The following is a 21,150-nucleotide window of genomic DNA, read 5'->3' on the forward strand; positions in this document are numbered from 1 at the left end:
AAGCTCACGCAGTGAACGACAACGCTTCCAGCGGGTCGGCGTAGATTGCGTCCAGCGACACCGCGCCGGCCGCCTGCTGCTGCACAGTGGTGCCCGAATGTGACACGCGCACATCCCGATTGGCCACCACCGAGGTGGTCTTGACCGCTTTCGCGACGGTCGGCAGCGTGGCCGGGAAGTCGGTGAACGCCTGGCCGCCGAGCACGATGTGATCGGGGTTGAAGATGTCCGCGATGAGGCCGACGGTCCGGCCGAGCACCTCGGCGCGTTCCTCGAGCAACGCGCGGGCGGTCGCGTCCCCGGACCGGGCCAGCTCGTGCACGCCTTCGATGTCCGCGGCGGACAGCCCGAGGGTCCGCGCCGCTTCCACCACACCGGTGTCACTGGCCGTCGGTTCGAGGCGGCCGGTCTTCTCCGGGTCGAGCAGCGTCGTCGCACCGGTCGGGAAGTGCCCGATCACCGGCGGCCCCGCGCTGGGCGTGTGCACCGTGCCGTCGACACTGAAGGCGATGCCGACCATTTCGCGAGCGTAGAAGTACAGGAAGCTCGACTTCTTCTGATCCGGATTGACGACGAGTTCGGCAGCGGCCATCGCCTCCACGTGCGAGGCCACCGACACGGGCAGCCCGACCGCCTCGGCGATGACGCGACCCACCGGTGCGGCTTCCCAGCCCAGCCGCGGATGGTCGACGAGCCCGCCGGGCGCAACGCGGCCACCGATCGCGACACCCGCCCACAGCACCCGTCGCCCGGCCCAGCGACCGGCGAAGCGGCGGGCGCTGACCCCGATCGCCGTCAGGATCTGTTCGGGGCTCTCACCTTCCGGAGTCGGGATCTGGATGGCGCCGACGACCCGGTGCAGCAGGTCGTGGGTGGTGATAGAGGTGACCTTGTAGCCGATGTGGATGCCGAGGGTGATGAAGTCGGTGACGTTCAGTTCGAACGGCAAGCGGGGTCGGCCGATGGCTCCGGCGGGTGCCAGGTCGGCGCGTTCCCGGATCAGGCCCGACTTGAGCAGTGCACCGACCTGTCGGTTGACGGTGGAGATGCTCAGTCCGGTCTGATCGGCGGCCGCGTCGCGGAACACCGGCCCGGACAGCCGGGCGGTGCGCAGGACGAGAGCGGCAGGCTTGGCCGACAGTTGCAGCTGCGGAGTGGCGACGTGAATCTTGGATGCTCCCTTCCGCGGCGTGCCGTAGGCGAGTGGGCGGGGTGCACGCGAACCTGAGGGGCGGCGTGTCTGCGGTCGAACGGGTGCTGTCGCGAGCTGGGTGGTGGAGATCTGGTGGTCGAGCGTGGCGGTCATCTGTGTGTCCTCTTTGAATGTGCCACAGCCGCAGCGATCACGCGGCTCCAACGAGCGGCGTCACGCGCAGAAAGTGGCAGAGATCGGGCCTACACGGCCCCGGGCGAATGGCGGATCAGCGCATTCGGCGACAACAGAGGACACGAGCGAACGGCAGCCGACAGCCCAGAGCGGTCGTCACATAGGTGACCTCTGGGACGTAGGACTGCGGACTCGTCATGGCGATCAAGCTAGCAACGCGCAACCGGGTACCGCAACCCCGGAGATACCGGGATCACATCGTCGTCCAACAGCCAAATATGGGCGTTCACCGGCGATGATAGGTCCGCCGCGGCCCGGAGGGACCAATTGCGCTCAGCCTGACTTCAACTCCCGCCAGACCCGGGTGCAGCTCCTGGCAAGCGCTGTGCAGACAACGAACCGAGTGGCCCGGAACCCCCACTCCGGAACCACTCGGTTCGCCCCCGTCTCCCCGACCATCGGTCTCCACGAGACTCGGTCTCTCCTGCGATACCCCTCGACTCGCGGGATCGACCGCACGGCGTTCGTGGTCGGATACTGATCAGACGCAGCGGCCCACTGTCCGGTTCCACTTATTTCCCACGTTGTGACGCGACTCATTCAGTCGACGGACACCGACCATCCCGAAGGAACCCCCGGGGTGATCCGGCTGTTCGTGGGGGCTGATTGTGTCGGTGGGCTCCCGTAATCTGGACCACATGACCGCCACCTCCGCCTCTGATACCTCCGACGCCGAGTTCCTCGAGGTCACCGAGCCATTCCGGCGGGAGATCCTGGCGCACTGTTATCGCATGATGGGGTCGCATCACGACGCCGAGGACCTCATGCAGGAGACGTTCTTGCGGGCCTGGCGTGGATACGAGGGCTTCGATCAGCGCGCGTCGGTCCGCACCTGGCTACACAAGATCGCGACCAACACCTGTCTCACCGCGCTGGGCAGCCGCCAACGCCGACCGCTGCCGTCGGGCCTCGGCGGAGATGCGTTCGATCCGACCGATGACCTGCTGCAGAATCACGAAGTGCCGTGGCTCGAACCGTTCGCCGGCACCGTCGACGAGGTGTCACCGGGCGACGACGCCGACCCCGCCTACGTCGTCGGCGCCCGCGAGTCGATCCGGCTCGCGTTCATCGCCGCCCTGCAGTATCTGCCCGAACGGCAGCGCGCGGTGCTGATCCTGCGTGATGTGCTGCAGTGGAAGGCCGCCGAGGTCGCTGACACTCTCGGCGTCACCACCGCCACGGTGAACAGCCTCCTGCAGCGCGCGCGAGAGCAGCTGAAGAATGCTTCCCCCCAGGAGAATTCGTCGACGGAACTGGACGACGAGAGTCAGCGGGAGCTCCTGGCGAAGTATGTGTCGGCGTTCGAACGCTACGACGTGAATGCCATCGTCGACCTGTTCACCGACAAGGCCATCTGGGAGATGCCGCCGTTCACCGGTTGGTACCAGGGCCCCGAATCCATCGGTACCCTCATCCGCGGCAACTGCCCCGCGGAGAAGGATGGCGATCAGATCCTGCTGCCCACCGTCGCCAACGGACAGCCCGCGTTCGGCCTCTACATGCGCGAGCCCGCCGACGGCGTGCACCGCCCCTTCCAGCTGCACGTGCTCGACCTCGACGCCGGCGGCAAGGTCGCGCACGTCGTCGCGTTCTTCAGCGACACCATGGAGGCCGACTTCGCCCGCTTCGGACTGCCTGCCACCCCATACGACGCCCCGGAACGCACCGCACCCAGCGCGTTCCACCGGGTCGGCGACTCACGTCGGACGGGATAGGTGCGCAGGGTCCATCCACACCACTTCCCAGGCGTGGCCATCGAGGTCGCAGAACGTCCGGCAATACAGAAATCCCAGGTCCTCGGGGTCGCGTAGCGGTGTCCCACCGCTCCCGAGGGCCGCGTCGGCGAGTGAGTCGACCGCCCCGCGCGACGACGCTGCGAGCGCGACCACCGTCTCGCGTCCCCGCGTCGGGTCGGCGACCGCACTGGCCGCATAGCCGGCGAAGCGGCTGGCGCGGTGCAGCATCACCCGGCACTGCGCGTTGATCGGCATGCACACCGTGCCCGAATCGCAGAACAGTGGATCGAAGACGAAGCCGAGTCGGGTGAAGAAGCTCCTGGACCTGCCGACGTCGGCGACCGGCAGGTTCACGAACATCATCATCGACGCCACCGCCCCTTCACCGCGCAGTCCGCACGACTGCCGCACAGATACCGACCCGGCGGACGGCCCGAACTCATCGGTGGGTGAGCCGCACCATAGGCTCGGGGTATGGGTGTCATCTATCTTGTCCGGCACGGCCAGGCCGATCCCAACGCGTACGGCATCTCCGATCCGACGGCCACCGCGCCGAACGGTCCGGGCGGGCTCACCGACAGCGGGGTCATGCAGGCCAAGCTGACCGGTGCGTTGATCTCCAGCCTCACCTCCACCGTCACTGCCGCGGTGAGTGGCGACCTGCCGCGTCAGTCGCAAACCCTGGCTGCGGTGCTCGGCCAGATCGCCGACGCTCCCACGCCGCAGGTCGATCCGGGGTGGAACGAGTACGAGCTGCCCGCGCTGGTGGGCAACGCCACCGTCGACGAATACCGCGACGGCCGGAACTATCAGCAGCGACTCGACGCCGGAATCGCCGAATGGATCGCCGACACGGCCGAACATCACGAGGCCGGCGGCGAAACCTTCGGCGCCTTCACCGACCGTGTCTCCGCCGCCGCACAGCGCGCCCAGGAGTTGGCGGGGTCCGGCCAGACGGTGATCGCGGTGTCCTCGGCCGGCAGCATCACCCGGTGGCTCGCCGAACTGTGGGGCATCCCGGCCGACCGGTGGCCGGCCCTGTCCCGGACCATGGTCAACGCGTCGGTGTCGAAGCTGGTCGTCGGCCGCAGCGGGGTCTCGGTCGTGTCCTTCAACGAGCACGCCCACCTCGCCGACCGAGACGGCGGCCTGGCCACCTACCGCTGAATTCAGACGAGCTCAACACCCCACGCTCGTTGAGCGCGACCACCCGCCCGCTGGTTGAGCAGTCGACGAGGCGCCAGCCGAGGAGACGTCCGTCGAAACCAGCACCCGCCGGTGCCTACACGCTCAACCGGCAACCGCTCACGCCCGATGCAGATTCGCCCCCGGCCGGGTCAGTACGACGTTGGGCAGCACCGCATACCGCGACAGTTCGGTCACGGTGTGCGCGACCGTCGCCACGTCGTCGACCGTGATCATCTGGTCACCGGGGATGGCGTCCTTGGTCCACTCGGACATGTCGGTGTCGACGTAGCCGGGTGCGATGGTCGTCGCGCTGACCCCACCGTCGGACTCCTCGAGGTTGAAGGTCTCGCACAGCGAGATCAGTGCCGCCTTCGTCGCACCGTAGGCCGACAACTCTGGCTCCGGGTACACCCCGGTGATCGACGCGATGGCGATCACCTTGGCGGCGCCCGCGGTCGACGCGGTCGACCGCAGCACCGGCAGCAACGACTGCAACAGCACATACGGGGCACGGACATTGACCTCGTAGAGCCGATCGAACCGGCGCACCGGCAGATCAGCGATCGGCCCCTTCTGCCCCATCCCGGCGTTGATCACCAACGCGTCACACCGACCGAACGCCTCGGCGTGCGCGGTGCCGAGTGTCGCCACCGCGTCCTGATCGGTCATATCGGCGGGAATCACCTCCACCCGCCCGGCACCGAGCTCACGCAGCTCGGATGCCTTCTGTTCCAGTGCGTCACGACCACGAGAACTCAGGGTCAGATCCCAGCCCTCCCGCGCGAAACGCGCAGCGATGGCGGCACCGATCCCCCGTGATGCACCGGTGACGAGCGCAACCTTGTTATCCGACACGGTGTTTGTCCCCTCCGAGCTGCGCCAGTCCGCCAGCGATGAACTCCGCGGTCGCCTCGGACGCCCGTTCGGAACCGTCCGACGTCGCGCCGGAACGCGCGCGATGAGCGATACCTTCGGCGATCACACCGAGTTTCAGGTTGGCGAGTGCAAGGTAGAAGTCCCAGTCACCCAGGTCCGCGCCCGTACGAGCCGCATAGCGCTGGGCGATTTCGTCGGCCGACGGATACCGGTCGCTGGTCCAGGCGGCGTCGAAGCCGACAACGGTGTCGAATCCCGGACGACGGTACACACACATCAGCGCCACGTCGGTCAACGGATCACCCAGTGTGGACAGCTCCCAATCCACCACGGCCCGAACAACTCCGGCGTCGTCGGCAGAGGTGATGGTGTTGTCGACACGGTAGTCGCCGTGCACGATCGTGTTTCGCGACTGCGTCGGAATCCGGTCACTCAGCTGCTCGACGAGCCGCTCGACGTCGTCGAGTTCCCGCGACTTCACGTGCCCCCACTGCCGCGCCCAGAGCTTCACCTGTCGCGCCGCAAAGCCGTCGGGTCGACCGAACTCACCGAGGCCGACCGCACCGTAATCCACCGCATGCAGCCGGGCGAGGGTGTCGATCAGACCGTCAAGGTTACGTTCGATCTCGTTGTCCGACAGGTCTTTCAGATCGTCGTCGGTGCGGATGACCCGGCCGTCGACGAACTCCACGACGGTGAACGGGGCACCGAGTACCTCGCCATCGGAGTCGATCGCCACGGTCCTCGCCACCGGCACATCGGTCGACTGCAGGGCACTGGTGACCGCCCATTCACGGTTCATGTCATGCGCCGACGGCGTCAATCCGCTCGTCGGCGGTCGACGAACGACCCAGTGCGAACGATCATCCCGCACGCTGAACGTCAGGTTGGACTTGCCGCCGCTGATCAGGTCGATACGGAGATCACCGGCGACGTCCACACCGTTGTCGGCCAGGAACTTTCGCAGATCGTCGGCGGGCAGCGCCGGATGCCCGCTCATCCGTTGGCCTTTGCCGCCAGCGCCTTGGTGGCACGACCGATGGCGCGTCGGGCGATGGCCCAGCGGTGCACCTCGGAAGGGCCGTCGTAGATCCGGAACGGGCGCAGTTCGCGCTGTAGCCGGGCCAGCGGTAGGTCGTCGGACACGCCCATGCCGCCGCACATCTGGATGCTGCGGTCGGCGATGCGCGTGTAGGCCTCCGCGGCAAAGGTTTTGGCGATGGAGGTCTCGTTGGACGCGTGGTTACCCTGGTCCAGTTCGTGGCATGCCTTGACCAGCAGTGCCATGCTGGCTGCGAGGTCGATCTCGTTGTCGGCAACCATCTGCTGGATCATGCCGAGGTCTCCGAGCTTGCCGCCGAAGCCTTCTCGCTGGGCGACATAGTCGACGGCGACGTCGTGGCAGCGCTGCGCGGAGCCGAACCACCGCATCACGTGGGTCATCCGGGCCGGCCCGAGTCGGACCTGGGCGTAGCGGTAGCCCTGATCGACCTCGCCGAGGATATCCTCGTCGGGCACAAAGACATCGGTGAAGCTGACCTCGCAGTGACCGCCGATCATCGAGCGGTCGGTGGTCACGATGTGCCGGTCCACGGAGATGCCGCGGGTATCCGCAGGCGCGAGGAACATGGTGGCGCCGCCCCGATCTCCCGCCGCACCCGCAGTGCGGGCCATGATGATGAAAAAGCCCGCGCCGTCGGCGCCGGTGATGAATCGCTTCTGCCCGTTGATCTTCCATCCACCATCAACTTTGGTGGCCATGGTGTTCAACGCATTCGGGTCGGAGCCGGCGCCGGGCGACGGCTCGGTCATCGCGAAGGCGGAACGCAGGTCACCGGCGGCGAGCGGGGCGAGGTATTTGTGCTTCTGCTCGTCGCTGGCGATGTGCGCGAGCATGTGGACGTTGCCCTCGTCGGGCGCGCCGATGTGCAGGGCGACCGGCCCGAAGGTGGAATACCCGGCGGCCGCGAACACCGGAGTACGGTCCGACATGTTCAGACCCAGCCCACCGAACTCGACCGGTGCGTGCGGCGCGAAGATCCCCTCGGCCTTGGCCTTCGCATTGAGCTCGCGACGCAGCTCGTCGCCGCCGGCCGCGGTGACATCGCCGGCGAACTCATTCTCCACCGGCAGCACCTGGTCGCCGATGAACCGCCGGGTCTTCTCGACGAGTTCTTCGACCTCGGGGGCGTATCGCAGGTCCACGGGCATCGCATCTCCTTGTCAGATTCGCCGACCGAGCGATCGTTCGGCAGGCGTCACGATGCCATCTCGCGGGCGCGGGGTCAAGCCCGAGCCCGGTCGGGAAGATCAGACCGCCGACGCGCCTCCGCTGCGATACCCGACCAGGGCGCGCGCGAGTTGCAGGTTTCGGGAGATCAACTCGTCGGCGCCGAGTTCACCATCGAGCTTGAACCAGGTCGACACGCCGACGCACATGGTGGCAACCGCGCGACTGGCGTCCTTGGGATAGCGAGTGGTGAAATCCCCCGCCTCGACCCCGGCGAAAACGATCTCGTCGACCATCTGCTGCTGCCGGTCGCGGTGCCCGATGTAGGTCTGCCGGTAGCCGTCGTCGAGGCTGCGGATCTCAGTGGACCCGACAAAGGCCTGCTCACGGCGATACATATGGAAGCGCAGCAGCGATTCGACGACTGCGTCGAATTGGTCGACCGGCTTGTCGCCGGCCTCGATGATCGCTCGTTCCGACCGGTGCAGCAGGTCGGTCATGGTGCGTTCGAGCAGACCCTGCAGCAGCGACTGCTTCGACGGGTAGTGGTGATAGAGGCCAGGGACCGACAGGTTTGCCCGCGCGGCGATCTCGCGCACCGACGTTCCGTGATATCCCTGTTCGGCGAACGCGGCGAGCGCCGCAGCAAGAGGAACCGGAAGTTCCGCTGCGCCGTAATCCCGCCATTGCCCCGGGGTGTCTGGACGCACCTCCGTCTCTCCTGCCCCGCTGCTCATGGGTACCAACATAGCGTCATGCCGAAGTCGGCCCGGCGTGACCCACACCGTCGGCCAGGGCGGTCATCAGCCGCACACTGATCTCCACGAGGCCGTCCCGGTCGAGGTCGAGGTGCCCGTCAAGCCATGCGGCGATCACCCGCGCAAAGCCTCCGACCTGGAAGTTTGCCGCCGCAAGCGCCTCGGGCCCCAGCTCGACATCGAGAATGCCGGAGGCCGACTGCAGCGTGAGTCCGGCGAAAATATCGGTCGACTCCATCCGCTTGGCGGCGATGGTCGGGCTCTGCAGGGACTGGGAGAACAGCAATCGGCCCTTCCGACGATCCTCGGCGACGACGTCGATGATCGCGCCCACCGCGCCGGTCACCATGCCGGTCATGTCCGCGCCGCCCGCGAAACCTGCGAGACCGCGCTCCGAGATCTCGCCGATGACCTCGTCGAAGGTCGCGCCCACGAGCTCCTCGATGGAGCCGAAGCTCTCGTAGAAGTACCGCGTGGTGAGCCCTGCCTCACGGCACACGCCGCGGACGGTGATCGACCCGCCGTCGGATGCGCCGAGCAATTCGAGCGCCGCATCGATCAGGGTCGCTCGACGACGCGCGACACGACTGTCCCCGTCCTCACCCCCGTAAGCGCGGAGCGTCTCGCCACCTGCGGAGTTGCCGATCACCTCAGCCGAATCACCTACCACCCGTCCATCTTGGCATCGCGATCCTTGACATCCCTACTGTGACATCGTTCAATGTAATCGAAAACGGTCGTTGTCAGATACGACCGGGTACCGCTGGGGGAGCCTTGACCACCGAACCGATCATCGACGATGTCATCCTGCCGTACGAGCGGGAGTCGCCGGACACCGAATACCTGCCACCCGCGACCCGCATGACACGCGGTGAACTCGACGCGCTCCCCAACTCCCAGTTGGAGATGAAGGGCATCTCGGCGCTCGCCGGACCGGCGAACGTCATCATGCAGCTCGCTCTGCCGGCCGTCGGTTACGGCGTCTACGAGAGCACCGTCGACAGCGGCAATCTGTTCAAGCATCCGATCAAACGGACCCGCACCACACTCAGCTACCTCGCCGTGGCCGCGAAGGGCAGCCCCGCCGATCGCAAGGCGTATCGCCGCGCGATCGGCCAGGCCCACGCCCGGGTGCGCTCGAATCCCGACAGCCCGGTCGCCTACAACGCGTTCGACCCGAAGCTGCAGCTATGGGTGGCCGCCTGCCTCTACAAGGGATGGGAGGACATGCAGCGGATCTACGGCGATCCCGCCGACATCACCGAAGAGGCCTACCAGAACGGCGCCGTGATGGGCACGACACTGCAGGTGCCACGCGAGATGTGGCCGGCCACGCGGGCCGACTTCGACCAGTATTGGAACGAGACCGTCGAGACTCTCGACATCGATCCGGTCATCCGCGAGCACCTGATGAGCATCGTCCACGCGGAGTTCATGCCGCGCTGGTTCAGCATCATCTTCGGCTGGTGGTTCGAACTGCTGACCATCGGCTTCCTCCCGGAGAACTTCCGCGACAAGATGGGACTGCGATTCCGCCCCTGGCAGCGCGTGGTATTCAATGCGCACAACAGGATTGCGCGTGCGATCATCAATCGGCTCCCGAAACCGTTGCGCGAGTTCCCGTTCAACCTGCTACTCGCCGACGTCCGCTGGCGGTTGCGCACCAAGCGGCCGTTGGTGTGAGGCCACCCGCCGCACACTCTTCCGCTATCCGGAAACCCGCTGCACCGCTTCCGAATCCACATCGTCGACCGAGGTGTACCCGGCCAACCCCAACGTGAGATCCAGCTCGGCGATGATGTTGGCCACCACATCTCGCGCCCCGTCGGACCCGGCCAACGCGAGTCCGTACATGTGCGGCCGCCCGATACACGCGGCATCCGCCCCGAGCGCCAAGGCCTTGAAAACATCGGCACCGGTGTGGATTCCGGAGTCGACGAGCACCTTGATCGCACCGTCGACGACGGGTGCGATGGTCGCCAGCGCGTCGATCGACCCGATCGCACCGTCGACCTGACGGCCACCGTGGTTGGACACGATGATCCCGTCGACGCCGAGATCGACTGCGCGACGGGCATCGTCGGGGTGCAGCACACCCTTGAGCACGATCGGGAGCGAGGTGCGGTCACGGAGTCCGGCGATGTCATCCCAGTTGAGCGACGGCCGCGAGTAGATCTCCAGGAACGTCTGCACCGCGGTGCGAGGTTCGGGTGAGGTCAGGTTCTTCAGCCACGCACCGGGCGTGTTGCGGGCAATGGAGAACAGCGTCTTGAGCGCCCCCAGTGAGAGCTCCGGACGTTCTCCGCTACCGGCCACCGCGCGCACCCGCTCGGCGACGATCTCGGTGAACCGTGGGTCCGAGGTGTACTGATCGATACCCTCACCGCGCGCGAAGGGCAGCGACCCGAGATTGAGATCCTGTGGGCGCCAACCCAACATCGTCGTATCCAGGGTGACGGCGACGGCGTTCGCACCCATCTTCTCCGCACGTTCGAGGAGGCTGTCGACGAGGTCGTCGTCGGTGGACCAGTACAGCTGGAACCAGCGCGGTGCGCCGGCGCGGACCCGGTCCATCTCCGCGGCCACCGATTCCATCGGGGCGCTGCCCTGATTGGAGAAGATGTAGGGCACACCGAGTTCGGCGGCCGCATGCCCGATATGGACATCGGCGTCGCGGGCGGCGAGCGCACCCGCGCCGACCGGCGAGAACAGCACCGGCGCCGGCAGCCGTTGCCCGAAGAGTTCGATCTCCATCGACCGCGACGACACGTCCCGCAGCACCCGCGGCACGATCGCCCACCGATCCAGCGCGCGGCGGTTCGCCGACATCGTCGACCCTTCGCCCGCGCCTCCGGCGATGTACGCCCACGCCCGGTCGGACATGACCCGCCGCGCGGCCCGTTCCAGTTCGGCGTGATCGGTCGGTACGCGTGGCTTTCGTCCGTGAATGCCCGCGGTGTAGATCTCGTTCTGGCGAATGCGGCCGAATCCAGGCGTCGTCATGGGTCCATCCTGCCAACCCTGCGCGACCACGGCGGCTTGTCGGGTCGTCATCGGCTGCTTGTGAGGCTGGGCCGCACCCGGCAGGTGGCCCGGCAGTACGCTGACAGGCACACGTTATTCGGGAGGTTTCGTCGTGGCGCTGTCGCTCTATCGGCTCGGACGTTTCGCGTTCCGCCACAAGTGGTGGTTCATCGGGGTGTGGCTCGCTGCATTGGTGGCGTTGGGTGTCCTGGTGAACGCGCTTTCGCCGAAGTTCGCCACCGACTTCGCGCTGCCGGGCACGGACTCCGACCGGGCGATGGCCGTGATGAAGACCAACTTTCCCGCGCAGAACGACCAGTTGCTCAAGTCGTCGACGAGCATCCTGGTCGCCGCCGACGACGGCCTGGCCAACCACACCCAGCAGATCGACGCGCTCATCGAGAAGGCCAAGACACTGCCCAAGGTCGTCGAACCGCAGACGATTGCGAATCCGGTGACGGTGGCCCAGGCCAACCCCGCGGTCTCCGCGCGCGTTCTCGGCGACGACGGCAAGGTCGGCCTGATCCAGATCCAGCAGGACATCCCGCGTCAGGACCTCAAAGACGCCGACATGAAGCAGTTCGAGGATCTGCTCGCCGAGTTCCGCGGCAACGGCCTCCAGGTCGAGGGCACCGGTGCCCTCATGCAGGTGTTCCAGGCCGGCGGCACGGCCGAGCTCCTCGGCTTCGCCGTCGCCTTCATCATCATGATCGTCGCGTTCGGCGCGTTGATCGCGGCGTTCATCCCGATCATCACCGGCATCCTCGGCGTCGGCATCACAATGCTCCTGGTCACGCTGAGCGCCAAGATCGTCGACGTCCAGCAGAGCGCGACAACCATCATCACCATGCTCGGCATCGCGGTGTCGATCGACTACGCGCTGTTCATCGTGTCTCGCTACCGGTCCGAGCTGAATCTCGGCGGTACCCGCGAGGCCGCAGTCGGACGAGCCGTCGGTACCGCCGGCACCGCGGTCTGTTTCGCCGGTCTGACGGTGGTCATCGCGGTGGCCGCACTCGCGGTCGTCGGCATTCCGTTCATCACCCAGATGGGTATCGCCGCGGCACTGGCCGTGGTGATCGCGGTCCTCGGTGCCATCACCCTGATCCCGGCACTGCTCGGTGCGTTCGGACGGTTCGCGTTCAAGCCACAGGTTCCGGGCCTGCGCCATGGCGACGAACCCGACTCCGAGCCGTCCAACGGACTGCGGTTCGCCCGCTTCCTCACTCGCTATCCGCTCCCTATCGCCATCGTCGGCCTGGCGTTGCTCGTCGTCGCCGCCCTGCCGATGGCCAAGATGGAACTCGGCATGCCGTCGACCACCGACAGCGAATACGCCGCCACCCAGCTGCTCAAGCGCGGCTTCGGCGAAGGCGTCAACGGCGAACTGCTCGTGGTGGTGAGCGACGCCAAGAGCGGCGACGTCACGGCCGCCGCCAACGACGTGGTCGCCCACGTCAAGACGCTGGACAACGTCGCCAATCCGGCCACCATCATGTGGATCGGCAACGGCTCCGATCCCCAGAATCCGCAGGCCGGCGCCACCTCGGCACTGATCGCGGTGACCCCGGAACTGTCGCCGAGCGGCCCGGAGACCCACGCGCTGATGGAACAGATCCGCGACTACGCCGCGTCGTCACCGGACGGCGCGACGATCAACGTCGGCGGGCAGACCGCGATCATGTCGGACATCTCCGCCAAGCTGACCTCGGCGCTGATCCCGTTCCTGGTCGTCGTCGTGGGCCTGGCGTTCCTCATCCTGGCGCTGGTGTTCCGGTCGCTGCTGGTACCGCTGATCGCCACCCTGGGGTTCGTGTTCTCGGTGTGCGCCACGTTCGGCGCCACGGTATGGATCTTCCAGGAAGGTCACTTCGGCCTGATCTCGCATCCCAAGCCGCTCATTGCGTTCCTGCCGATCTTCCTGGTCGGCGTGGTCTTCGGTTTGGCCATGGACTATCAAGTGTTCCTGACCACCCGAATGCGCGAGGAGTACGTGCACGGGGAGTCCGCGAAGGACTCGGTGGTCGTCGGCTATCAGCACGGTGCACGCGTCGTGGCCTCGGCCGCACTGATCATGATCTCGGTGTTCGCCGCCTTCATGCTGGCGCCGGATTCGACGGCCAAGATGATGGGCTTCGCGATGGCCGCCGCGGTGTTCTTCGACGCCTTCATCATTCGCATGGCGGTGATCCCCGCGATCATCACCATGCTCGGCGACACCGCATGGAAGCTGCCCCGCTGGATCGACCGCCTGATGCCGAACATCGACATCGAGGGCACCGCGATCCGCGAGATCCCGATCGAGAAGACCATCGATCCGGCGCTGTTCAAGACTCCCGAACCCACCAAGGCCTGATCACACCGAAATCAGCAACCCCACCCCCATCGCGACCATCACCACCGCGACGACCGCGTCGAGCAGCTTCCAGGCGCGCGGGGTGGCGAAGAGCGGCGCCAGCCGTCCGGCTCCGCGGCCGAGCAGCGTGAACCAGGTGACGCTCGCGAGGCAGCAGCCGATGGCGAAGGCCCACTTGGCGTTTCCGTGACTGTTGGCCACTGCGCCCATGGTGAGCACGGTGTCGAGGTACACGTGTGGGTTGAGCCAGGTCAGGGCGAGCGCGGCGCCGACGGCCGCCCAGCGCGTGACATTCTTGGCCTCGCCGGCGTTCACCAGGATCGCCTCGTCGCTACGTAGACACCGCCGCGCGGCCAGCAGCCCGAGCACGACGATGTACCCGCCACCGAGCAGTTTGGCGAACGTGATCACCGCCGGATGCGCAGACACCAGAGCGCCGAGTCCGGCGACGCCGGCCAGGATCAGCACCACGTCGGAGATCGCACAGACCGCGATGATCGGGGTGACATGCGCTCGCGCGACGCCCTGCCGCAGTACATAGATGTTCTGTGGGCCGATGGCGACGATGAGACCGGCGCCGGTGAGCAGGCCGGCGACGGCCGCGAGCAGATACGTGGACATGTCTACGACGGTAGGAACCCACTCACGAACAGTCCAGCGAATGTTTTTTACGAATCATCAGCACAACTTAAGATGATCGGGTGGAGATCAGTCAGGAAGGCCTACAAACACTGACCGCGGTGTTGCGCGAGGGCACCTTCGACGCCGCCGCGGCCGCGCTGCACATCACTCCGTCGGCAGTGAGCCAACGCATCAAGGCGCTCGAGACCTCGGTGGGCCGCATCGTGCTCCGCCGCACCAAACCCGTCACCGCAACCCCCGACGGTGAAGTGCTCGTGCGGATGGCCAAGCAGTGGGAACTGCTGCGCGACGAAGCGCGCACCGAGCTCCTCGGCGATTCGACGGGCACCGACGAATCCCGCATCCACCTGCCGATCGCCGTCAACGCCGACTCGCTGGCCACCTGGTTCCTGCCGGTGATCGCCGATATGCACCGTGCCTATCCGGTCGCGATCGAGGTGATCCGCGACGACGAGAGTCAGAACGCGCGCTTCCTGCGTTCCGGAGAAGTGTTGGGGGCCATCACCTCCGATCCGCTCGGCATCCGCGGATGCACCGTGCGCAGGCTCGGCTCCATGCGCTATCTGCCCGTTGCCACACCGGAATTCGTCGAACGCTGGATGCCGGACGGACCCAGCGCCGACGCTTTCGCTCACGCACCGATGGTGCTGTTCGACCGCAACGACTACATCCAGCGCAATGTACTATCCGAGCTTGCCGCGCAACCGGTTTCACCGCCGATCACCTACATCCCGGCCTCCACCGAGTTCTATCGGGCCATCGAACTCGGCATCGGCTGGGGTGCGGTACCGCAGGTACAGATCGCCGACTCGTTGACGTCCGGCCGGGTGACACGCATCGTCGACCACCACGTCGACGTCCCACTGTTCTGGCAGTACTGGAAGTTGAGTTCACCGATCCTCGACGCGCTCACCGAGCTGACCGTCGCTGCCGCCGAACGAAACCTCGTCGCACCCGGGTAGCGAACGTGACGCCGCCGCCCATCGAAGCGACGGGCGGCGGCGTTCTCTGGGCTGCAGAGAAAGATTCAGCGCTTGCTGTAGGTGAGGCAGTTCGCGGTGTCGGAGCTCTCGCCGGCGCCGATCCGCACCGCGGTGGCGGTGCACTCGAGGTTCTTGTTGTGCGTGCAGTCCGCGCGCTGGCATGCCCCCACCTGCGGGTCGACGACGTCGAGGCCGCCGCGGGTGGTCAGCGGGATGAAGGTCGCGCAGTCGGCGGTGCCGTTGTGTCCGCCAACGCTGATTGCGAACGCGTGGCATCCGTCGTGGTTGTACGAGCAGCTGCTCATCGTACATTCGCTCACGTGCGGCATTTCCAGAGTGGCCATCGAAGTACTCCTTGCTCAAAGTTGTCAGCGCCGGCTGGGCGCATGACTCGACTCTAGGACGGCGCCACCTACCTGCGCCAGCAAGCAAAGGCTTGCCTGACCGGCCCTACCCACTCGCGAACAGCACTGTTAGGCAACCCTTTACACACGAATGGCAACCGAATCAGGGGACACCGGATCCGGCCCCTCGCTGTCGGCCAACGGATGCTCGATCTCATCACGCCATAGCCGGGCCGCGAGATAGAAGGCGAGCGCACACGGCACCGGCAGAAGTCCGGCGAGCACGAACGTCATGGTCAGCCCCAGCCAGTGACTCACCGGGGCCGCGATCGCCATCGACACCGGCATCAACGACACCGAGACGAAGAAGTCCAGGCTCGCCACCCGGCCGAGGAGGTGCGGCGGCACTCGACGCTGCAACATGGTGCCCCACAACACCGTCGGGCCGTCGAACAAGACACCTGACAGGAAGCCGGCGACCACGAACAACCAAGTGTGTTGCGCGACGCCCATGATCACCAACGGCAGACTGGAACAGCCGAACACGCCAAAGATGACCGAGATGTAGCGACGCGGCATCGGGATCGACGCAAATGCCAGCGACGAACCTGCCGCGCCGACACCGAAGGCGGCGAGCACCAAGGAGTGGTCGGCCGCACCGCCGTTGACCCGTTCCCGCAGGGCGAAGGGGACCAACACCTCGATCGGTCCCATGATCGCGAGCACCAGGATGCAAGCGAAGAACAGGGTGGCCCACAACCACGGTGTGCGCCACAGATATCCGAAACCCTCGCTGATGTCGGTCACCACCGATCGGACGGCCGACGGATGCGGTTCGCGTCGGACCTCGATCGGCGTCATCCGCAGATACGTCACCGCTGACAGCGCGCTTGCGACTCCGGCCAGCAGAATCGCCGGCCCGGGCGCGGCAATGGAGATGACCCCGCCGGCGACCATCGGACCGAACGCCTGCATCACCACGGGCCGGAGGAATCCCTCGACGCCGTTGGCGGCCTGCAGCTGGGCGGCTTCGACGACCTTGGGGAGCAACGCCGAATACGCCGGGTAGTACATGCCGATGGTGATCCCGCCGCAGATCGACGCGAGCACCAGCCCGGTCTGCCCGAGAGCGCCGAGCATCGACGCGGCACCGACCGCGGCGAACGCGGCGAGCTTCGTCAGCTCGAGGGAGATCATGATGTGTCGCTGGGACATTCGGTCGGCAAGCACACCACCCGCGAGCGTCGACGCGACCATGCCGACACCTGCCGCACCGGTCACCATCGCGACTTGGCCGGGTCCACCGCCCAGGGCGATGACCTGCCACACCACACCGACCGTCCACACACCGTCGGCGAACATGGCCAGCACCAGACCCACGATGAGCAGGCGATACTGCCGTAGCGCAAACGGTTTCAACGCCACGGGCAGGCGGGTGTCGGCCGTCGTGCTCATCGAACGAGTGTGCCGGACCCATGGCCGGGGCTGCCACTCATTTTTCACCGGCACCGCCTCGCGACCAGCACCAACGTTCATCGGGGAACGGCGTGTTGCCACCGCGCCACCGCGAGCCGCCAATAGTCTCGTGTTCGTGGAAGATTCGCAGGAGGCGCCGGAGACACGCGATCCGAATACGCCCGGCACCGAGGCGGGGTCGGAAACGCAACGTGCCACCCGGTGGCGTGAGACGGTGGCGGTGGTGGTGCTGTCGGTGACCGCGATCTTGACGGCGTGGAGCGGGTTCGAGGCAAGCAAGTGGGGAGGAGCGATGTCGATCGCCTTCTCCCAGGCATCGTCGGCGCGTATCGAGGCATCCCGCGACGCCAATGAGGCCAACGCGGCCAAGCAGATCGACCTGTCCACGTTCGCCGTGTGGGTACAGGCATATGCCGAGAAGGACGAGGCGCTGATCAAGTTCACCGAGGACCGCTTTCCCGAACGTTTCCGCCCGGCCTTCGACGAATGGCTGGCGTCGAAACCGCTGCTGAATCCGAATGCGCCGAAGACTCCGTTCGAACTGGCTTCCTATGTGCCGCCCGGTCAGCGCGAGGCGGCGGTGGCCGACGCCCGTGCCGACCGGTTGTTCCAGACGGCACTCGCCAACAACCAGCGCGGCGACAATTACACAATTCTCACCGTGTTGTTCGCACTGGTGCTGTTTTTCGCCGCGTTTTCGAATCGCTTCACCGATTACCGGCTGAGCTGGGCCATGCTGGGCGGCGCCATCGTGCTGCTGATCGTCGGGATCGCCTTCCTCGCGGCGTTCCCCAAGCTGATCTGAGCCAGATCTACGCCGACTTCTTGGCGGCCGCCTTCTTTGCCGGAGCCTTCTTGGCCGCAGTCTTTTTCGCGGCCGCCTTCTTCGCCGGAGCCTTCTTGGCTGCGGCCTTCCGCTGTCCTGAGCTCGTCGAAGGGTTCGCCGGCGACTGCTTCTCGTCATCCGACGACGACGGCCGGTCCTTCACCGAGGCACGCAGCGCGGCAAGCAGATCCGCGACCTCCGAATCGTCGTCACCCTCGTCGTCGGATTCGGGCTCCGGGAAGGCCTCGGACCCATCGGCTTTCGCCTCGACCAGTTTGCTCAGCTCGGCCTGATACTTGTCCGAGTACTCCGTCGGATCGAAATCCTTGGCCATCGTCTCGATGAGGGAGGCGGCCATGTCCAGTTCCTGCGGACGGATCTCTGGTTCGTCGTCGAGGAAGCCGAACTCCGGCTTACGCACCTCGTCCGGCCACAAAAGGGTCTGCAGGGTCATCACGCCGTCGACGATGCGCAGAGCCGCCAACCGTGTCCGGTTGCGCAGCGTGAACTCGGCGATGGCGAGGCGATCGGTCTTCTCCAGCGCCTGCGCCAGTAACGCGTATGCCTTCGGCGACTTCGACGCAGGCTCGAGGTAGTAGGGCTTGTCGAAGTAGATCGGGTCGACCTGCTCGGTCGGCACGAACTCGAGGATGGAGATCTCCGGGCTCTTCTGTATCGGCAGCGTCGCGAGATCCTCTTTGGTGAGGATCACCGTGTCGCCGGAATCGGTTTCGTAGGCATTCGCGATGTCGGAGTACTCGACCTCGGTGTCGGTGCCCTCGCGGACGCGGCGATACCGGATACGGGTGCCGTCCTTGGAGTCGACCTGAAACGATTTGCGGTCGTGGCTTTCCGTGGCCGAGTACACCTTGACGGGCACATTCACCAGGCCAAAGCTGAGATCGCCCTTCCAGATCGAGCGCATGTCGCCCATTGTGCCATCCCGCAGCCGAATCAATCGGCATACAGTGGTGCCAATGGTCAGCAAGGGTGGCGGAGACAACCTCGAGGTCGATGGCCACCGCATCTCGGTGACCAACCTCGGCAAGGTGCTCTACCCAGAGACCGGCACCCGAAAGTTCGAGGTGATCGACTACTACACCCGGATCGCCGAGGTCATGCTGCCGCATCTGGCGGGCCGGCCGATCACCCGCAAACGTTGGCCCAACGGCGTCGACTCGATGCCGTTCTTCGAGAAGGCACTACCCGAGTCCGCACCCGACTGGCTGCACCGCTTCGACGAACCGCACAGCAAGCGGGTGATCACCTATCCACTGGCGACGTCGACCGCCGATCTGGTGTGGTTCGCGCAGATGGCAGCACTGGAACTGCACACCCCGCAGTGGCGGGTGCCCACCGACGGCACTCCGCCGAAGGCCGACCGCTTGGTGCTCGACCTCGATCCCGGACCCGACGTCCCACTTTCGCAGTGCGCACAGGTCGCGATCATGATCCGGAACATGCTGGCCGCCGCCGGCCTGACCGCCTACCCGGTCACCAGCGGCGGCAAAGGGCTGCACATGTACGCGCGCTTCGACCGCCCGGTGTCGCCCGATGCCGCACGCACCGTCGCCAAACAGATCGCCACCAGCCTCGCCGCCGAGCACCCCGACGACATCACCGCATCCATGGCCAAGACCGTGCGGGACAAGCGCGTGTTCATCGACTGGAGCCAGAACAGTGGCTCCAAGACGACCCTCGCGCCGTACTCCATGCGCGGGCGCGAACAGCCATGGGTCGCCGCACCCCGATCCTGGGACGAACTCACCGATCCCGATATCGCACAGTTGCTCTACGCCGAGGTGCTCGAACGGGTCGCCGCCGACGGCGACCTGCTGTCCGACCTCGATGAGCCCCAACAGAAGCCGGCGACCGCCCCGGCATCGCCACCGGTCGTGAGCCTCGGTGAGTACCGCGCCAAACGCGACGCCGCCAAGACCCCCGAACCATTCGGCGACGACGACCACCGCGAAACTAACTCGGCGACAGACACTTCCGGAGATCCCATCTTCGTCATCCAAGAACATCACGCACGGCGGCTGCACTACGACTTCCGCCTCGAACGCGACGGCGTCCTGGTGTCCTGGGCGGTGCCGAAGAACCTGCCCACCGATTCCGACCAGAACCGTCTCGCCGTACACACCGAAGACCACCCGATGGACTACGCCGGGTTCGAAGGCGACATTCCCTCCGGCGAATACGGCGGCGGACATGTCGAGATCTGGGACCGGGGCACCTACGAGACGGAGAAGTGGCGCGACAACGAGGTCATCGTCCGCCTGCACGGCAACCGAATTCAGGGCCGCTACGCGCTGATCAAGACCGGCGACAAGAACTGGCTGGCCCACCTGATGTCCGACGAACCGCGCCCCATCATGCCGGATAGTCTGCGTGATCCACGGCCGATGCTCGCCACCGACGAGAACATCGAGAACCTCGACGGACGGGACTGGGCGTTCGAAGGGAAATGGGACGGCTATCGACTGCTGTTGCGCTACATCGGCGGCGACTTCCGGCTGACCTCGCGTTCCGGTGTCGACATGACCCGCGATTTCCCCGAACTCCGTTCCGTCGCCGATGATCTCGGACTCATCGATGTCGTCCTCGACGGCGAGGTCGTCGCCCTCGATTCCACCGGCCGTACCAACTTCACGCTGCTGTCGGCCCGCAATGCCACCACCGAGGATTACCAACTCAAGCTCTACCTGTTCGACATCCTGTACCTCAACGGCACCTCGTTGCTACGTAAACCATGGTCGCAACGACGAGAACTCCTCGAGGGGCTGGCACCGACATTCCGCCACTCCGACTACGCGGAGGTCCCCCCGCTGCTCCCCGGCCCGGGCCGCGCGGCGGTAGCAGAGAGCACCGAGCGTGGGTACGAAGGCGTTGTGGCCAAACGTCGTTCGTCGACCTATCAGCAGGGTCGACGCAGCGCCACGTGGCTCAAACACAAGAACTGGAGCGACATCGAGGTGGTCGTCGGGGGCTACCGACCGGGCCGCGGAAATCGCTCGGACACCATCGGATCACTGCTGCTCGGGCTGCCGGAGGAAACCGGCTTGCGCTACGTCGGCCGCGTCGGCACCGGCTTTACCGACGCCCAATTACGTTCCCTGGCCGACGAACTCACGCCACTGGAGATCCGCACCTGCCCCTTCGTGGACAAACTGGACCGCCCGGTGGCCTCGAGTGCGGTGTGGGTCCTACCGAAGATTGTCGGCGAGGTCCGCTTCATGGACTGGACCACCACCGGGCATCTCCGTCACCCGAGTTGGCGCGGTATCCGCCGCGATAAGCTGCCCGGCGACCTGTGAGGAAAGG

Annotated in this window: 19 protein-coding genes; 7 read left to right on the forward strand and 12 right to left on the reverse strand. The window is 66.2% G+C overall.

Annotated elements, in window-relative coordinates; all coding sequences use genetic code 11:
* Window positions 1-4: 4 nt before the first annotated feature.
* On the reverse strand, window positions 5-1,306 hold the full coding sequence (locus AAFP30_RS10805; RefSeq protein ID WP_419229896.1) for an ROK family transcriptional regulator: 1,302 nt from the start codon (window positions 1,304-1,306) through the stop codon (window positions 5-7).
* Window positions 1,307-2,025: 719 nt separating this feature from the next.
* On the opposite strand from AAFP30_RS10805, the gene AAFP30_RS10810 reads away from it, so the two are divergent.
* Entirely contained in the window at window positions 2,026-3,102 is a 1,077-nt protein-coding gene (locus AAFP30_RS10810; protein ID WP_419229897.1) for a sigma-70 family RNA polymerase sigma factor, read from the forward strand.
* Here AAFP30_RS10810 and AAFP30_RS10815 read toward each other — a convergent pair.
* Window positions 3,085-3,486, reverse strand: coding sequence for a VOC family protein (locus AAFP30_RS10815; protein WP_419230159.1), 402 nt, complete (start codon window positions 3,484-3,486; stop codon window positions 3,085-3,087). The genes AAFP30_RS10810 and AAFP30_RS10815 overlap by 18 nt on opposite strands.
* Before the next feature lie 111 nt (window positions 3,487-3,597).
* Between AAFP30_RS10815 and AAFP30_RS10820 the strand changes: the two genes are divergently transcribed.
* Complete coding sequence (locus tag AAFP30_RS10820; protein WP_419229898.1) at window positions 3,598-4,290, forward strand: histidine phosphatase family protein; 693 nt, start codon at window positions 3,598-3,600, stop codon at window positions 4,288-4,290.
* Between the two features lie 138 nt (window positions 4,291-4,428).
* Here the strand turns inward: AAFP30_RS10820 and AAFP30_RS10825 are convergent, their stop codons facing one another.
* The 5 genes from AAFP30_RS10825 to AAFP30_RS10845 form a co-directional block, all read right to left on the reverse strand.
* The gene (locus tag AAFP30_RS10825) at window positions 4,429-5,166 is read right to left on the reverse strand and encodes an SDR family NAD(P)-dependent oxidoreductase (RefSeq protein ID WP_419229899.1); all 738 of its coding nucleotides are present in this window, start codon (window positions 5,164-5,166) and stop codon (window positions 4,429-4,431) included.
* Window positions 5,156-6,187, reverse strand: coding sequence for a phosphotransferase family protein (locus AAFP30_RS10830; RefSeq protein ID WP_419229900.1), 1,032 nt, complete (start codon window positions 6,185-6,187; stop codon window positions 5,156-5,158). Before AAFP30_RS10830 ends, AAFP30_RS10825 begins: the two co-directional genes overlap by 11 nt.
* The gene (locus tag AAFP30_RS10835) at window positions 6,184-7,398 is read right to left on the reverse strand and encodes an acyl-CoA dehydrogenase family protein (RefSeq protein ID WP_419229901.1); all 1,215 of its coding nucleotides are present in this window, start codon (window positions 7,396-7,398) and stop codon (window positions 6,184-6,186) included. Before AAFP30_RS10835 ends, AAFP30_RS10830 begins: the two co-directional genes overlap by 4 nt.
* Window positions 7,399-7,497: 99 nt before the next feature.
* Window positions 7,498-8,154 (reverse strand): TetR/AcrR family transcriptional regulator, encoded by a 657-nt coding sequence (locus tag AAFP30_RS10840; protein WP_419229902.1) that lies wholly within the window; start codon window positions 8,152-8,154, stop codon window positions 7,498-7,500.
* Between the two features lie 16 nt (window positions 8,155-8,170).
* On the reverse strand, window positions 8,171-8,845 hold the full coding sequence (locus AAFP30_RS10845) for a TetR/AcrR family transcriptional regulator (protein ID WP_419229903.1): 675 nt from the start codon (window positions 8,843-8,845) through the stop codon (window positions 8,171-8,173).
* 104 nt (window positions 8,846-8,949) lie between these two features.
* Here AAFP30_RS10845 and AAFP30_RS10850 point away from each other — a divergent pair, with 104 nt between their 5' ends.
* Window positions 8,950-9,858 carry an oxygenase MpaB family protein gene (locus AAFP30_RS10850; protein WP_419229904.1) on the forward strand — a complete coding sequence of 303 codons (909 nt, stop codon included), beginning with the start codon at window positions 8,950-8,952 and terminating at the stop codon, window positions 9,856-9,858.
* Window positions 9,859-9,882: 24 nt separating this feature from the next.
* On the opposite strand, the gene AAFP30_RS10855 is transcribed toward AAFP30_RS10850, so the two are convergent.
* Window positions 9,883-11,178, reverse strand: a complete 1,296-nt coding sequence (locus AAFP30_RS10855; RefSeq protein WP_419229905.1) for an alpha-hydroxy-acid oxidizing protein — start codon at window positions 11,176-11,178, stop codon at window positions 9,883-9,885.
* Between the two features lie 133 nt (window positions 11,179-11,311).
* Here AAFP30_RS10855 and AAFP30_RS10860 point away from each other — a divergent pair, with 133 nt between their 5' ends.
* Window positions 11,312-13,555, forward strand: coding sequence for an MMPL family transporter (locus AAFP30_RS10860; protein ID WP_419229906.1), 2,244 nt, complete (start codon window positions 11,312-11,314; stop codon window positions 13,553-13,555).
* On the opposite strand, the gene AAFP30_RS10865 is transcribed toward AAFP30_RS10860, so the two are convergent.
* Window positions 13,556-14,176 carry a LysE/ArgO family amino acid transporter gene (locus AAFP30_RS10865; RefSeq protein ID WP_419229907.1) on the reverse strand — a complete coding sequence of 207 codons (621 nt, stop codon included), beginning with the start codon at window positions 14,174-14,176 and terminating at the stop codon, window positions 13,556-13,558. It lies immediately after the preceding gene.
* A gap of 80 nt (window positions 14,177-14,256) precedes the next feature.
* Here AAFP30_RS10865 and AAFP30_RS10870 point away from each other — a divergent pair, with 80 nt between their 5' ends.
* Entirely contained in the window at window positions 14,257-15,159 is a 903-nt protein-coding gene (locus AAFP30_RS10870; protein ID WP_419229908.1) for a LysR family transcriptional regulator ArgP, read from the forward strand.
* A gap of 65 nt (window positions 15,160-15,224) precedes the next feature.
* Here the strand turns inward: AAFP30_RS10870 and AAFP30_RS10875 are convergent, their stop codons facing one another.
* Window positions 15,225-15,524, reverse strand: a complete 300-nt coding sequence (locus AAFP30_RS10875; RefSeq protein WP_419229909.1) for a DUF1540 domain-containing protein — start codon at window positions 15,522-15,524, stop codon at window positions 15,225-15,227.
* A 141-nt stretch (window positions 15,525-15,665) separates the two neighbouring features.
* Window positions 15,666-16,979 (reverse strand): MFS transporter, encoded by a 1,314-nt coding sequence (locus tag AAFP30_RS10880; protein ID WP_419229910.1) that lies wholly within the window; start codon window positions 16,977-16,979, stop codon window positions 15,666-15,668.
* A 136-nt stretch (window positions 16,980-17,115) separates the two neighbouring features.
* On the opposite strand from AAFP30_RS10880, the gene AAFP30_RS10885 reads away from it, so the two are divergent.
* Window positions 17,116-17,805, forward strand: a complete 690-nt coding sequence (locus AAFP30_RS10885; protein ID WP_419229911.1) for a hypothetical protein — start codon at window positions 17,116-17,118, stop codon at window positions 17,803-17,805.
* A gap of 7 nt (window positions 17,806-17,812) precedes the next feature.
* Here AAFP30_RS10885 and AAFP30_RS10890 read toward each other — a convergent pair whose 3' ends face one another.
* Window positions 17,813-18,760 (reverse strand): Ku protein, encoded by a 948-nt coding sequence (locus tag AAFP30_RS10890; protein ID WP_419229912.1) that lies wholly within the window; start codon window positions 18,758-18,760, stop codon window positions 17,813-17,815.
* A gap of 43 nt (window positions 18,761-18,803) precedes the next feature.
* On the opposite strand from AAFP30_RS10890, the gene AAFP30_RS10895 reads away from it, so the two are divergent.
* The gene (locus AAFP30_RS10895) at window positions 18,804-21,143 is read left to right on the forward strand and encodes an ATP-dependent DNA ligase (protein WP_419229913.1); all 2,340 of its coding nucleotides are present in this window, start codon (window positions 18,804-18,806) and stop codon (window positions 21,141-21,143) included.
* Window positions 21,144-21,150: the final 7 nt, after the last annotated feature.

Origin of the sequence: Gordonia sp. CPCC 205515 (assembly GCF_048537925.1) — a bacterium.
Lineage (GTDB): Bacteria > Actinomycetota > Actinomycetes > Mycobacteriales > Mycobacteriaceae > Gordonia.